This window comes from Streptomyces sp. 351MFTsu5.1, from assembly GCF_000383655.1.
Taxonomy (GTDB): domain Bacteria; phylum Actinomycetota; class Actinomycetes; order Streptomycetales; family Streptomycetaceae; genus Streptomyces; species Streptomyces griseorubiginosus.
In genome coordinates this window covers 432,373-446,730 of sequence record NZ_KB911780.1, presented here as the reverse complement: position 1 = coordinate 446,730, position 14,358 = coordinate 432,373, and the positions used below count along the sequence as shown (strand labels likewise).

The window sequence follows — 14,358 nt, the reverse complement described above, 5'->3', positions numbered from 1 at the left end:
CCCGCCGGTGGGTGCGGTAGGTCAGTACTTACGGGTCGGGAGCGCGGCCTTGGCCTGGTCCTGCATGAAGTCGCCCTCCTTGGTCTTGATCCAGCGCTCGACCGAGCCGCCGTCGTGGACCGTCTTCACGACCTCCATCAGCTGGGGGCCGAGCAGCGGGTTGCACTCGACGATGGCGTTGATCTTGCCCTCGGACATCGCGATGAAGCCGTCCTTCACACCGTCGATCGAGACGATCAGGATGTCCTTGCCGGGCTTCTTGCCGGCCGCCTCGATGGACTGGATGGCGCCGATGGCCATGTCGTCGTTGTGCGCGAAGAGGACGTTGATGTCCGGGTTGGACTGCAGGAAGGCCGCCATGACCTGCTTGCCGCCCGCACGCGTGAAGTCGCCGGTCTGGCTGACGACGATCTTCCAGTCGTCCTTGTGCTCGGCGTCCATGACCTCCTTGAAGCCCTTGGCGCGCTCGATCGCCGGGGCGGCGCCGGTGGTGCCCTCCAGCTGGGCGATCTTCACCGGGCCCTTGACGCCGGCCTTGGCCAGCACCTTCTCCAGGATCTTGCCGGCGCGGCGGCCCTCGTCGGTGAAGTCGGAGCCGACCAGGGTGACGTACAGGGAGTCGTCGGAGGTCTCCACGGAGCGGTCGGTGAGGACCACCGGGATCTTCGCCGCCTTGGCCTCCTTGAGCACCGCGTCCCAGCCGGTGACGACCACCGGGGAGAAGGCGATGACGTCCACCTTCTGCGCGATGTAGCTGCGGATGGCGGAGATCTGGTTCTCCTGCTTCTGCTGGGCGTCGGAGAACTTGAGGTTGTACCCGGCCTCCTTGGCGGCCTCCTTCACCGAGGTGGTGTTGGCGCTGCGCCAGCCGCTCTCGGAGCCGACCTGGGAGAAGCCGAGGGTGATCGCCTTGCTGCCGCCGGACGAGGTGCCGGTGGAGCTCTTGTCCTCCTTGGCGCAGGCCGCCAGGGCGCCGGTGGCCGCCACGCCGATCGCGGCGGTGAGGAAGTTTCTTCTGTTCAGCATGTTTCTTCTCCTTTGACGAGCCGGCCCGGGGTCGGGCCGTTGATCCTCGACGGACCCTGGTGCGAGGGGCGGACGCGCGCTCATGTCCACCCCGTCGATCATCATTCGAAATACCGATCACACTGATGTGCGAATGGGATCGGCTGGTGCCGTGTCAGCCGGGGTCTCCCGGCTGGGGCGAGTGCGGGAACGTACTGGCACGGACGACGAGTTGGGGTTCGATCAGGACCCCCTGGGCGCCTGAGGGAGACCGGCCCTCGATCAGGTCCAGCAGCAGGGAGATGCTCCGCTTGCCGACCACCGCGAAATCCTGTCGGACGGTGGTGAGCGGCGGGGCGAAGAACTCCGATTCCGGGATGTCGTCGAAGCCGACCACCGCGACGTCCTGGGGAGTGCGCACCCCCGCTTCCCGCAGGGCCCGCAACACCCCCAGTGCCATCTGGTCGTTGGCGACGAAGACGGCGGTCAGTCCACGGCCCACCCAGCCGGCCAGTTCCTGGCCCGCCCGGTAGCCCGACAGCGGACTCCAGTCCCCCTGGAGGGGGGCCGGCGGCTCGATGCCCGCCGCTTCGAGGGTGGCCCGCCAGCCGACGGTCCGGTCGACCGCCTCCTGCCAGTCCTCGGGCCCGGCGAGATGCCAGACCGTGGCGTGGCCGGCAGCCAGCAGATGGCTGGTGGCCAGCCGGGCGCCCAGGTGCTGGTCCACGTTGACGCTGGGGATCTGCGCGCCGTACCCGGTACCGACGGCCACCACCGGGAAGGGGTGCCGGAGTTCGGCCAGGGCCTCGGCGGCGGACCGCTGCGGGGCGAGGACGATCACACCTTCCACTCCGCCCTCGCTGAGGTGGTCCAGGGCTTCGGAGAGCGTGTCCACGACCAGCTTGCGCAGATTGACCGTCGAGACGGTGTACCCCTCGGCCCGCGCCGCCTCCTCGAGCGCGAACAGCGTGCTGGCCGGGCCGTAGAGGGTGGTGTTGGACGCGACCACGCCCAGCGTCCGGGTGCGCCGGGTCACCAGGGCACGTGCGGAGGAGTTGCGGCGGTAGCCCATCTCCTCGATCGCCCGCAGGACCTTGGCGCGGGTCTCCTTGCGCACGTTGGGGTGGTCCCCGAGGACGCGGGAGACGGTCTGGTGGGACACCCCCGCCACGCGGGCCACGTCCGCCATGGTGGGCGGCCGAAGCTGCAAGTGGGACACGGTCGCACCTCCCTGGCGATCGTCGGCCGTCAAGGCCTGTGGTGTGGACGGACGTTGGCGCGGCGCCGTCGAGGTCACGTCGAGATTCCGGACATTTCCAAGTGAACTGCTGGTGAAGCCAGTTGGATCACTGCCGACACGACGCTCAGCCCCCCTCGGCCATCGCTCGATGAATGCGGAGGTTATTGTGAGCGCTAACAATTCATGGCGGTCAAGGGGGCTGCGGCCGGAAATCGTCACGGTTGCGTAACGTGACCCTGGCGTGACAGCCGCGGGACGGGCAGGTTTCACGCGGCCGTAGCATCGGTCATGTGGGACGTTCGACCGGCCGGAGCATTGACACTCCCCCTACACCGTCCTTACCGTCGAGCCAGCATTTCGAACATGATCCGAAATATCGAACGGGCAGAGAGTCTTAGGGAGTGACTGACGTGCGTATCACGGGACTCAGTACGCATGTGGTCGGAACGCCATGGCGCAACCTTACGTACGTCCAGGTGCACACGGACGAAGGCGTCACCGGCGTCGGTGAGACCCGGATGCTGGGCCGCACCGACGCGCTGATCGGCTACCTGAGGGAGGCCGAGCGCAATCACATTCTCGGTTCCGACCCGTTCGCTGTCGAGGACCTCGTCAAGAGGATGAAATACGGCGACTTCGGCCGCGCGGGCGAGATCGTGATGTCCGGAATCGCCGTGATCGAGATGGCCTGCTGGGACATCAAGGGCAAAGCCCTCGGCGTGCCGGTCTGGCAGCTGCTGGGCGGCAAGGTCACCGACAAGGTCAAGGCGTACGCCAACGGCTGGTACACGACGGAGCGCACGCCCGAGGCGTACCACAAGGCCGCCCTCGGTGTGATGGAGCGCGGGTACAAGGCGCTCAAGATCGACCCCTTCGGCACCGGCCACTTCGAGCTGGACCACGAGCAGAGCCTGTACGCCGTCTCGCTGATCGAGGCCGTACGGGACGCCATCGGCCCGGACGCCGAGCTGATGCTGGAGATGCACGGCCGCTTCTCGCCCGCCACGGCGGTCCGGCTGGCCAAGGACCTCGCCCCCTTCAAGCCGGCGTGGCTGGAGGAACCCGTTCCGCCGGAGAACCTGAAGGCGCTGGAGAAGGTCGCCGCCAAGGTCGACATCCCGGTGGCCACCGGCGAGCGGATCCACGACCGCATCGAGTTCCGCGAGCTCTTCGAGAGCCAGGCCGTGGACATCATCCAGCCCGACGTCGGCCACCTCGGCGGCATCTGGGAGACCAGGAAGCTGGCCGCCACCGCCGAGACCCACTACATGCTGATCGCCCCGCACAACGTCGGCGGCTCGGTGCTGACCGCCGCCTCCCTCCAAGTCGGCTTCACCACCCCGAACTTCAAGATCCTGGAGCACTTCAACGACTTCGCCGACGCGGAGATCAAGAAGGTCGTCAAGGGCGCCCCGCAGGTCGTGGACGGCTACTTCCACCTCTCCGACGCCCCCGGTCTCGGTGTCGAGCTGGACGTGGACGCGGCCGCCGAGTTCCCGCAGCAGCAGGCGCGTTTCGACCTGTGGGCCGAGGGCTGGGAGCAGCGCAAGCCGAAGGGCACCCAGTGAGCTGTCAGGTCGTCGTCGAGGCGCCCGGCGAGCACCGGCTCGAGGAGCACACGCCCCGTGAGCCCGCGGCCGGTGAGGCGCTGGTGCGCGTCCACGCCGTGGGGATCTGCGGCAGCGACCGCGAGGTGTACCAGGGCAACCGGCCCGAGGGGTACGTCCGTTACCCCCTGATCCCCGGCCATGAGTGGTCCGGGACCGTCGAGGCGGTCGGTGCGGGTGTGCCGTCGACTCTTGTCGGCCGCAAGGTCGTCGGGGAGGGCTTCCGCAACTGCCAGGTGTGCGCGCGCTGTCACGCGGGCGAGACAACGTTGTGCACCGCGGGGTACGAGGAGACCGGGTTCACCCAGCCGGGTGCGATGGCCCCCACCCTCACGCTGCCCGCGCGTCTGCTCCATGTCCTGGCCGACAACGCCGACCTCACCGCCGCGGCGCTCCTGGAGCCGGCCGCCTGTGTCGCGGCCGCCCTGCTCAAGATGAAGCCGGTGCCCGGCGAGCGGGTGGCCGTGGTGGGGGCCGGAACGCTCGGGATGTTCGCCGTTCAGTTCCTGAAGGCGAGCTCGCCCGCCGAACTGCTCATGGTGGGCACCCGGCCGGACCGGGCAGAGCTCTCGAAGACCTTCGGCGCCGACGACTTCCGCACCCGGAACCAGGAACTCCCCGGCGACTTCGACATGGTCGTCGAGACCGCCGGGTCCGCCTCCGCCGCGCGCATGGCGACCTCCCTGCTGCGGCGCGGCGGGCGCCTGGTCCTGACGGGCATCCCGGCGCCGGGCGCGCTGGGTCTCGACCCGACGGACCTGGTCGTACGGCAGCTGGAGGTGCACGCCGTCTTCGGGGCCCCGCCGTCCGCCTGGGCGCACGCGGTGCGGCTCTTCGGCGCCGGCGTGTTCGACCCCCTGCCACTGATCACGCACGAACTGCCGCTGCACGCCTTCCCGGAGGCGATCGAACTGGTCGGAACCGGTGATCCGATGGTCGGAAAGGTGCTGCTCCGCCCCTAGACGTACGTCGGTACGGGGTGACCTGACCACCCCGTACCGACGTACCCCAAGCCCCGCATGATCCGAGCCGCGAACCTTGTCCGAGATATCGAACACGAAGGGCAGCACGTGACGACCGACGCTTCCGCCCCGGAGGCCCGCAGACCCGGTGAGCCGGCGCTCACCGCGCTCGGCCTCGGCGCGCCCGCCCCGGATCCCGCGGACGCCTCGCCGCACTCGTTCCCCGGCGGCGGCCGCTGGCGCACCGAGATCCCCTCGTGCGAGGGCCCGGAGGCACTGGCCGTGGTCCTCAAGGAGGCCTCGCGGCTCGACGTGCCCATCCACCGGATCAGTCAGGGCAGCGGTGTGTGGATGCTGACGGACGCCGAGATCACCGAGATGGTCGAGGGGACGGGCGAACGCGACATCGAGCTCTGCCTGTTCACCGGTCCGCGCGGCACCTGGGACATCGGCGGTTCGGTGCGCAGCGACTCGCGCGGCGGGGGCATGCGGGCGCGCGGTCATGACGCCGTGGCCGGCTGTGTCGAAGACGCCGTCCGGGCAACGGAGTTGGGAGTCAAGTGCCTTCTGGTGGCCGACGAGGGCGTGCTGTGGACGCTGCACCGGGCGCGCACCGCCGGCCTCGTCCCGGCCGACACCACCCTGAAGCTGAGCGCGCTCGTCGGGCCGGTCAATCCGGCCGCGTTCGCGGTCTACGAGAACCTGGGCGCCGACTCCATCAATGTGCCCAGCGATCTGACGCTCGATCACCTCACCGAGATCCGGCGGGTGTCTGCCGCTCCGATGGACATGTACATCGAGGCTCCCGACGACCTCGGCGGTTATGTGCGGATGTACGAGGTCGCCGAACTGATCCGGCGCGGCGCACCGCTGTACCTCAAGTTCGGCCTGTCCAAGGCCCCGGGGATCTACCCGTACGGCCACCATCTGCGCGATCTCGCCCTCAGTACGGCCCGGGAACGGGTCCGCCGGGGGCGGCTCGCCCTGGATCTGCTCGCCCGGCACGGAGCGGACGGCGACATGGCGCCGCTCGGCTCCCGACTGCCGGGCTCCCTCAAGCGGTTTGACACACCCTCATAACGTTTCTTACCAAGTCCCTTCTCAGAACTAGACGTAGCCCCACACAATCCCACACGCCTCTCCCTCGGTCGGAACCCGCACCTCCTGCCGGAACCCCGAATCACCAGACCGAACCCGTCCCGACATCAAGGAAGATGATCATGCGTACTCGTCGTGCCGCACTCACCGCCATAGCCGGCGCCGCCTCTCTCGCCCTGACCCTCTCCGCCTGCGGCCAGAACAGCGAGGGCGGCAGCAAGGAGTCGTCCGGAAGCGCCAAGGGCGGCACCATCGGCATCGCGATGCCGACCAAGTCCTCCGAGCGCTGGATCGCCGACGGCAACAACGTCGTCAAGAACCTCGAGGCCAAGGGCTACAAGACCAAGCTGGTCTACGGCGAGGACGACCCCGACCAGCAGGTCTCACAGATCGAGAACCTGATCACGCAGGGCGTCAAGGGCCTGATCGTCGCGGCCATCGACAACAAGTCGCTCAACAACGTGCTCCAGCAGGCCAAGGACGCCAAGATCCCGGTCATCGCCTACGACCGTCTGATCCTCGGCACGCCGAACGTCGACTACTACGCGTCGTTCGACAACACCAAGGTCGGTGAGCTCCAGGCCAACTACATCGTCGACAAGCTCGGCCTGAAGAGCGGCAAGGGCCCCTTCAACATCGAGCTGTTCGCCGGCTCCAACGACGACAACAACACCAAGTACTTCTTCGGTGGCGCGATGAGCGTGCTCCAGCCGTACATCGACAGCAAGAAGCTCGTGGTCAAGTCCGGCCAGACCAAGCTCACCCAGGTCACCACCCTGCGCTGGGACGGCGCCACCGCCCAGAAGCGCATGGAGGACATCCTCACCTCGACCTACACCAGCGGCAAGGTCGACGCGGTCCTGTCGCCGTACGACGGCATCTCCATCGGCATCCTCGCCGCCCTGAAGTCGGACGGCTACGGCAAGGGCAACAAGCCGATCCCCGTCATCACCGGCCAGGACGCCGAGCTCGCCTCGGTGAAGTCGATCATCGCGGGCCAGCAGACGCAGACCGTGTACAAGGACACCCGCAAGCTCGCCGAGGTCGCCTCGACGATGGTGGACGACGTCCTCAACGGCAAGAAGCCCGAGGTCAACGACACCAAGACCTACGACAACGGCACCAAGGTCGTCCCGGCCTACCTGCTCCAGCCGGTGAGCGTCGACAAGAGCAACTACACCAAGGAACTGGTCGACACGGGCTACTACAAGGCGAGCGAGCTCAACTAGTCGAGCCACCTCCCTGTCGGCCCATCCCCCTGATTGAAAGGCACGACCATGGCGGGACCCGTCCTGGAAATGCGCTCGATCGTCAAGACCTTTCCCGGCGTCAAAGCGCTGTCGGACGTCACTCTGACTGTCCGTCAGGGCGAGGTCCATGCCATCTGCGGTGAGAACGGCGCCGGGAAGTCCACCTTGATGAAGGTGCTCTCCGGCGTCCATCCGCACGGCACGTACGAAGGCGACATCCTCTTCGAGGGAGAGGTCGTCTCGTTCAAGGACATCCGGGCGAGCGAGCAGCACGGCATCGTTATCATCCACCAGGAACTGGCCCTGGTGCCGTTCCTGTCGATCGCGGAGAACATCTTCCTCGGCAACGAACACGCCTCGGGCGGGTTCATCAACTGGAACGAGACCCTGAAGCACGCCACCGAGCTGCTGCGCCGGGTGGGTCTGAGCGACCACCCGGAGACCCGGATCGCCGACATCGGCGTGGGCAAGCAGCAGCTGGTGGAGATCGCCAAGGCGCTCTCGAAGAAGGTGAAGCTGCTCATCCTGGACGAGCCGACCGCGGCTCTGAACGACGAGGACAGCGGCAAACTCCTGGATCTCATCCTGGAGTTGAAGAAGCAGGGCATCACCTCGATCATCATCTCCCACAAGCTCAACGAGATCCGCCGGGTCGCCGACTCGGTGACGATCATCCGCGACGGGAAGTCCATCGAGACCCTGGACGTGAAGGCCCCGGAGACCACCGAGGACCGGATCATCTCGGGCATGGTGGGCCGCGACCTCGACCACCGCTTCCCCGACCGCACGCCGTACGAGGGCGAGGTGGACGCGGCCCCGGCGCTCGAGATCCGCAACTGGACCGTGCACCACCCGATCGACCAGCAGCGCAAGGTGGTCGACGACGTGTCGATCCATGTGCGCCGCGGCGAGATCGTCGGCATCGCGGGCCTGATGGGCGCGGGGCGCACCGAGCTCGCGATGAGCGTGTTCGGGCGCGCCTACGGCCGGCACGCGGGCGGCCAGGTCTTCAAGGACGGCAAGGAGATCCGCACCAAGACCGTCTCCGAGGCGGTCGGGCACGGCATCGCCTATGTCACCGAGGACCGCAAGCACTACGGCCTCAACCTCATCGACGACATCAACCGCAACATCTCGCTGACCGCCCTGCACAAGGTGGCCAAGCGCGGAATCGTCGACGAGCACGAGGAACGCAAGGTCTCCGAGCGGTTCCGCAAGTCCATGAACATCAAGGCGCCGACGGTCTTCGAGACGGTCGGCAGGCTGTCCGGCGGCAACCAGCAGAAGGTCGTCCTCAGCAAGTGGATCTTCGCGGGTCCCGAGGTACTGATCCTGGACGAGCCCACCCGCGGCATCGACGTGGGCGCCAAGTACGAGATCTACACGGTCATCGACCAGCTGGCCGCCGAGGGCAAGGCGGTCGTCTTCATCTCCTCCGAGCTGCCGGAGCTGCTCGGCATGTGCGACCGCATCTACACCATGGCCGCCGGACGGCTCACGGGTGAGGTCCCGCGCGCCGAGGCCACGCAGGAAGTGCTGATGCGCCAGATGACGAAGGACAAAGAGGTAACGCGATGAGCACCGATGTGACGAAGGTTCCGGCCGCGGTGCCGCCCGGCAAGGGCGGGGGGTCGTCCTCCGACGGGGGCCTGCTCCAGCTGATGGTCGGCGGGCTGCGCCGCAACATGCGGCAGTACGGCATGCTGATCGCGCTCGGCCTGATCGTCGCCCTGTTCGCGGTGTGGACCGACGGCGACCTGCTGCTGCCGCGCAACGTCTCCAACCTGGTGCTCCAGAACAGCTACATCCTGATCCTCGCGATCGGCATGATGCTGGTGATCATCGCGGGACACATCGACCTGTCGGTCGGTTCACTGACCGCGTTCGTGGGCGCCTTCGCGGCCGTGCTGACCGTGCAGCACGACGTGCCCTGGCCGCTCGCGCTGGTGCTGACCCTGGTGGTCGGCGCGGTCGCGGGCTCGGTGCAGGGCTATCTGATCGCGTATCTCGGCATACCGTCGTTCATCGTCACCCTGGCAGGCATGCTGCTCTTCCGCGGTCTGACGGAGATCCTGCTGGAGGGCCAGACCCTCGGCCCCTTCCCGGACGGACTCCAGAAGCTCGGCAACGGCTTCCTGCCCGAGGTCGGACCGAACACCAACTACCACAACCTCACCCTGCTGCTCGGCTTCGCGCTGCTGGCCTTCGTGATCTACCAGGAGGTCCGCGACCGCAAGCGCCAGCAGGAGTTCGCGCTGGACGTGCTGCCCAGGAACGCCTTTCTGCTCAAGCTCGTCGCGATCGCCGCGGCGATCCTCGCGGTCACGATGCTGCTCGCCAGCTACCAGGGCGCGCCGATCATCCTGATCGTCCTGGGCGCGCTGGTGGTCGGTTACGGCTATGTCATGCGCAACGCGGTCTTCGGCCGGCACATCTACGCGATCGGCGGCAACCTGCCGGCCGCGAAGCTGTCCGGCGTCAAGGACAAGAAGGTCACCTTCCTCGTCTTCCTGAACATGGGCGTGCTCGCGGCCCTGGCGGGTCTGGTGGTCGCCGCCCGTCTGAACGCGGCCTCCCCGAAGGCGGGCCTGAACTTCGAACTCGAGGCCATCGCCTCGTCGTTCATCGGTGGCGCGTCCATGAGCGGCGGTGTGGGCACCGTCCTCGGCGCGATCATCGGTGGTCTCGTCCTCGGTGTGCTGAACAACGGCATGAACCTCCTGAGCGTCGGCACCGACTGGCAGCAGGTCATCAAGGGCCTCGCCCTGCTGGCCGCCGTCGGCTTCGACGTCTGGAACAAGCGCAAGTCCGGTTCCTGAGTGGGTGAAGGGGCCCCGCCTTACGGCGGGGCCCCTTCCGGAAGGTGAGAACGGTGAAGACGCTCTTCGGCACACTGGCAGACGGCACCGAGGTCTCCAGCTGGTCCCTGGAGAACGGCGGGACCCGGCTGGAGGTCCTCGACCACGGCGGCATCGTCCGGTCCCTGGAGATCCCCGACCGGAACGGGCAGCACGCCAACGTCTGCCTCGGCTTCGCCACGATCGAGGAGTACGTCGCCTCCAGTCCGTACTTCGGCGCGCTGATCGGCCGGTTCGGCAACCGTATCGACAAGGGCTGGTTCACCCTGGACGGAACGGCGTACGAGCTGTCCGTCAACGACGGCGACAACAGCCTCCACGGCGGCCGCGAGGGCTTCGACAGGACCCTCTGGGACGTCGAGGCGTTCACCCGGGGTTCCGATGTCGGTCTGTCGCTCCACCGCACCAGCCCAGATGGGGAGATGGGCTACCCGGGCACCCTGGACGTGACGGTGACCTACACCCTCACCGAGCAGGGCGACTGGCGCATCGACTACGAGGCCACCACCGACAGGGCCACCGTCGTCAACCTCACCAGCCACGTCTACTGGAACCTCGCGGGCGAGGGCAGCGGCACGATCGAGGACCACGAGCTCACGATCGCCGCCTCGCGCTTCACGCCCACCGACCCGGGCCTGATCCCGACCGGTGAACTGGCGCCGGTCGACGGCACCCCCTTCGACTTCCGCGAGAACAAGCCGATCGGCCGGGACCTGCGCACCGGACACCCCCAGTTGCTCGCCGCCAAGGGCTACGACCACAACTGGGTGCTGGACAAGGGGATCACGGCCGAACCCGAGCCCGTCGCGACCTTGCGCGACCCGGCGTCCGGCCGCACCCTGAGGATCGCCACCACCGAGCCCGGGCTCCAGTTCTACTCGGGCAACTTCCTCGACGGCACCCTGGTCGGCCCCGCCGGCCGCACCTACCGTCAGGGCGACGCCCTGTGCCTGGAGACACAGCACTTCCCGGACGCGCCGAACCACCCGTCGTTCCCGTCCACGGTGCTGCGGCCGGGCCAGACGTACCGGACCACGACGATCCACACATTCGGTTCCTGACCTGCCCTGATGAGGTAATCGGGCCCGGGGTTCCCTAACTCACACTTCTTTCACACCCGTTGAACAGCGCCACGCAGGCATCCGTATGTAGGGGCGGCCCGTGCTCCCCCGCGCGGGCCACCCAATGACGACGGGCCCGGACGTCCCCGCCGGACCCGCCCCATACGGAGGTTCCATGGCCGACAACGTCACCTCGTTGTTCCGCAGCACTGCCGCGCACAGCCCGTCGATGGCGGCGCTGACGCGCGAGGGCGGCGACGGGGTAGGGCCGGTGGACTTCTGCATACCCTGCAACCCCTACTTTCCCACTCCGGCGATGATGGACACCATGGCCGCGCGGCTGAAGGAGATCATCACCTACTACCCCAGCAGCGCCGACACGATCACCGCCGAGCTGTGCAACCTGCTCCAACTGCCCCCGCAGGCCGTGGCGATGGGCAACGGCTCGACCGAACTGATCACCTGGATCGACCATCTGCTGGTCCGTGAGTCGCTCGCCGTTCCGGTCCCCACCTTCGGCCGCTGGACCGACCAGCCGATGGAGACCGGCAAGCGGGTCGACATGTTCCCGCTCCAGGAGTCCAGCGGATTCGCCCTGGACCTCGCGCAGTACGCCGATTTCATACGCACCCGGGGGACACGGGTCGCGGTCATCTGCAATCCGAACAACCCCGACGGCGGCTTCCTCCACAAGCACGCGCTCGTGCAGTTCATGGACGCGATGGCCGACCTGGACCTCATCGTCATCGACGAGTCGTTCCTGGAGTTCGCGGACGCCGAGCAGGAGCCGAGTGTCGTCCAGGAGGCGATGGTCCGGCCGAACGTCATCGTGCTGCGCAGCCTCGGCAAGAACTTCGGCCTGCACGGCATCCGCTTCGGCTACATGGTCGCCAACCCCTCCCTCGCGGGCCGGGTCCGCTCGATGCTGCCCAAGTGGAACCTCAACGCCTTCGCCGAGTACGTGGTGTTCATGCTCAAGGAGCACGGCGCCGAGTACGCGCAGAGCCTGCACCAGGTCCGCCGGGACCGTCTCGACATGGCGAGCCAGCTCGCCCAGCTGCCCGGCCTGACCGTCTACCCCTCGCAGGGCAACTTCCTCTTCGTACGCCTGCCGGTCGGCGCCGAGGGGACCGTGGTCCGGGACCGGATGCTCTCCGAGCACCGCATCCTCGTCCGCGAGTGCGGCAACAAGATCGGTTCTTCCAGCCGCTTCCTGCGGCTCGTGGTGCGCCCCCAGGTGGACGTGCGTCGCCTGGTGTCCGGCCTGGAACAGGTGCTCTACGGGACCAGGAGGGGAGCCGCCGTGCCCGAGCTCGCTCAAGGGACCAGCTACAGCTCGGGTACGGCGGCAGTGGACCGGCTGGTCGGGCAGACCAACGGGGCCGGAATGCAGGGTCTGGCGGCGATGGCCGTCGGCGGCGGCTCGGTCGGGGTCGGCATGCCGATGCCGGTCGCACAGCCGGCGCCGGTCGCGGTGGCCGCGGCGCCGTCGATGGGAGCGCCGTCGATGGGGGCATCGTCGATGGGGGCGCAGTCGATGGGGGCGGGGATGCCCGCACCGGCCCCGATGCCGACGCCTGCACCGATGCCGACGCCCGCCCAGATGCCGACGCCCGCGCAGATGCCCGCAGTGGCCCAGATGCCGACTCCGGTTCCTGCCCCTGCCCCGGTCCCCGCTCCCATGCCGATCCCGGCACCCGCCCCGCCCGCTCCGGCACCGATGCCCTTCGGCGCGCCCGGCGGTCCGACGCCGCCCGGGGTACCGGCCCGTGGCGGCCTCACCGCCGCCCAGGTACGGGGCATGACCGCCCCGGCGCCCACCGGCCCGGAGGAACTGTCGACCGCGCCCGCCACCGGCTGGCCCAACGCGCAGAGCTGGCCGAACGCTGCCGGAATGGGGCAGGTCGGCTGACCGGCGTCCGCGGGTGACCGGTGTGCACGTGACGGTGTGGGACGACCGGGGCGGTGGCGGGGCGGACACCCCGGCGCTCTTCGTCCACAACATCTTCACCTGGGGGGACGACCCCGAGTACGGCTTCGCCGGGCAGCGGCCCCTCGCGGCCGACCGGCGACTGCTCCTGATGGACCGCCGGGGGTACGGCGACAGCCCGGACACCGCGCGCGGCGACTTCGAGGTGGACGCCGGGGACGTCGTGGAACTGCTCGGCACCGGCGCGCACCTCGTCGGACACGGCAACGGGGGTGTCGTCGCGCTCCTCGCCGCCGCGCGCCGCCCCGACCTGGTCCGTTCCCTCGCCCTCATCCAGCCCTCGGCCTTCACCGCGGCCGCGGACCGTCCGCTGGTCGCGGCCCTCCTCGACCGGGTGCGAGGACTCGCTCCGGCGGTCGCGGACGACGTCACGCCGGAGCGGTTCCTGCGGGAGTCCACCGAGAGCGTGGGGCTGCCGGTGCCCGAGCCCACTGCGCGCCGGCTGCGTGCCGTCGCCACCTCGATGCGGGAGCGGCCGATCTGGGAGGCCGGGATCCCGCTGGAGGCGATCCGGGGCGCCGGCGTGCCCGTGCTGGTCGTCTGCGGGACCTGGGAGGACGCGCCGGCGGCGTACCGCGAGCACGTGGGGCGGCCCCTCATCGAGGTGGCGGAGTCGCTCACGGAGTCCCTCGGCGCCCGCCTCGTACGGATGCCCGGGTACTACCCGCACACCCAGCGGCCCGCCGACGTGAACGCGGCGCTGCGGGAGTTCTGGGACAGCGTGACCGGGGTGTCCTAGGACTCAGCCGACCTGCTCGAAGACCATCGACCACCAGCTGTCCGGCTGGGCGAAGGCGTACGGGTCGCGGGCCTTGAGGTACTCGACGAGCTTGTCCGTGTACGGGGCGCGGTCCTGGAGCGCAGCCCCCTCCAGGTGCTTGGTGCGCAGGGCGAAGCGGTACAGGAACTCGACGAGGTCGGCGAGGGTGCGGTTGGCGATCTCGGCGCTCGGCTCCTCGTCGAAGGAGAGGAGGACGACGTAACCGCGGTCCAGGTCGAGGCAGTAGCGCATCTCGGGGTCGTCGGTGGGGCCGCCCAGGACGAGGATGTGGGTCTCCTCGCCGCCCGCGGCGACCGGCACCACCGTGAAGGGGTCGGGCCCCTCGTCGGCGGTGTCGAGGGTGAACAGCACGTCGACGAACTTCGGCAGGCCGACCTCGCACAGCACCTCGGCGTCGGCCGCGGACAGCCCGTGCTCCTCGGCGACGGCACGGTCCAGCGTGACCACGCGGTCCGCGCCGAACAGCTCCGTCATCTCGTCATGGGTGGCCATGCGTCCCCTTCTCC

The 14,358-nt window shown here is 68.7% G+C and carries 11 protein-coding genes and 1 pseudogene; 9 read left to right on the top strand and 3 right to left on the bottom strand.

Translation table 11 applies throughout. The features are described from left to right. Positions 1-21 precede the first annotated feature (21 nt). Together H295_RS0116430 and H295_RS0116425 are read right to left on the bottom strand one after the other, a co-directional pair. On the bottom strand, positions 22-1,026 hold the full coding sequence (locus H295_RS0116430; protein WP_020136424.1) for an ABC transporter substrate-binding protein: 1,005 nt from the start codon (positions 1,024-1,026) through the stop codon (positions 22-24). A gap of 154 nt (positions 1,027-1,180) precedes the next feature. Beyond that, a complete protein-coding gene (locus H295_RS0116425; protein WP_020136423.1) occupies positions 1,181-2,224 on the bottom strand; it encodes a LacI family DNA-binding transcriptional regulator in 1,044 nt (347 codons plus the stop codon). Between the two features lie 431 nt (positions 2,225-2,655). On the opposite strand from H295_RS0116425, the gene H295_RS0116420 reads away from it, so the two are divergent. The 9 genes and pseudogenes from H295_RS0116420 (at position 2,656) to H295_RS0116380 (ending at position 13,810) form a co-directional block, all read left to right on the top strand. Further along, positions 2,656-3,813: a mandelate racemase/muconate lactonizing enzyme family protein gene (locus H295_RS0116420; protein ID WP_028809427.1), complete on the top strand. Its 1,158-nt coding sequence runs from the start codon at positions 2,656-2,658 to the stop codon at positions 3,811-3,813. Continuing rightward, on the top strand, positions 3,810-4,814 hold the full coding sequence (locus H295_RS0116415) for a zinc-dependent alcohol dehydrogenase (RefSeq protein ID WP_020136421.1): 1,005 nt from the start codon (positions 3,810-3,812) through the stop codon (positions 4,812-4,814). Before H295_RS0116420 ends, H295_RS0116415 begins: the two co-directional genes overlap by 4 nt. Positions 4,815-4,922: 108 nt before the next feature. Beyond that, on the top strand, positions 4,923-5,894 hold the full coding sequence (locus tag H295_RS0116410) for a hypothetical protein (protein WP_020136420.1): 972 nt from the start codon (positions 4,923-4,925) through the stop codon (positions 5,892-5,894). Between the two features lie 140 nt (positions 5,895-6,034). Continuing rightward, positions 6,035-7,141 carry a multiple monosaccharide ABC transporter substrate-binding protein gene (gene chvE / locus H295_RS0116405; protein ID WP_028809426.1) on the top strand — a complete coding sequence of 369 codons (1,107 nt, stop codon included), beginning with the start codon at positions 6,035-6,037 and terminating at the stop codon, positions 7,139-7,141. 48 nt (positions 7,142-7,189) lie between these two features. Beyond that, positions 7,190-8,740: a multiple monosaccharide ABC transporter ATP-binding protein gene (gene mmsA / locus H295_RS0116400; RefSeq protein ID WP_020136418.1), complete on the top strand. Its 1,551-nt coding sequence runs from the start codon at positions 7,190-7,192 to the stop codon at positions 8,738-8,740. Beyond that, on the top strand, positions 8,737-9,981 hold the full coding sequence (gene mmsB / locus H295_RS0116395; RefSeq protein WP_020136417.1) for a multiple monosaccharide ABC transporter permease: 1,245 nt from the start codon (positions 8,737-8,739) through the stop codon (positions 9,979-9,981). Before mmsA ends, mmsB begins: the two co-directional genes overlap by 4 nt. 47 nt (positions 9,982-10,028) lie before the next feature. Continuing rightward, positions 10,029-11,081, top strand: a pseudogene (locus H295_RS0116390) (aldose epimerase family protein); the annotation flags it as partial. A gap of 175 nt (positions 11,082-11,256) precedes the next feature. Further along, a complete protein-coding gene (locus tag H295_RS0116385) occupies positions 11,257-12,993 on the top strand; it encodes a pyridoxal phosphate-dependent aminotransferase (protein ID WP_020136415.1) in 1,737 nt (578 codons plus the stop codon). 13 nt (positions 12,994-13,006) lie between these two features. Continuing rightward, positions 13,007-13,810, top strand: a complete 804-nt coding sequence (locus H295_RS0116380) for an alpha/beta fold hydrolase (protein ID WP_020136414.1) — start codon at positions 13,007-13,009, stop codon at positions 13,808-13,810. Positions 13,811-13,813: 3 nt separating this feature from the next. On the opposite strand, the gene H295_RS0116375 is transcribed toward H295_RS0116380, so the two are convergent. Continuing rightward, positions 13,814-14,344, bottom strand: coding sequence for an SUKH-4 family immunity protein (locus tag H295_RS0116375; protein WP_020136413.1), 531 nt, complete (start codon positions 14,342-14,344; stop codon positions 13,814-13,816). Between the last annotated feature and the right edge of the window lie 14 nt (positions 14,345-14,358).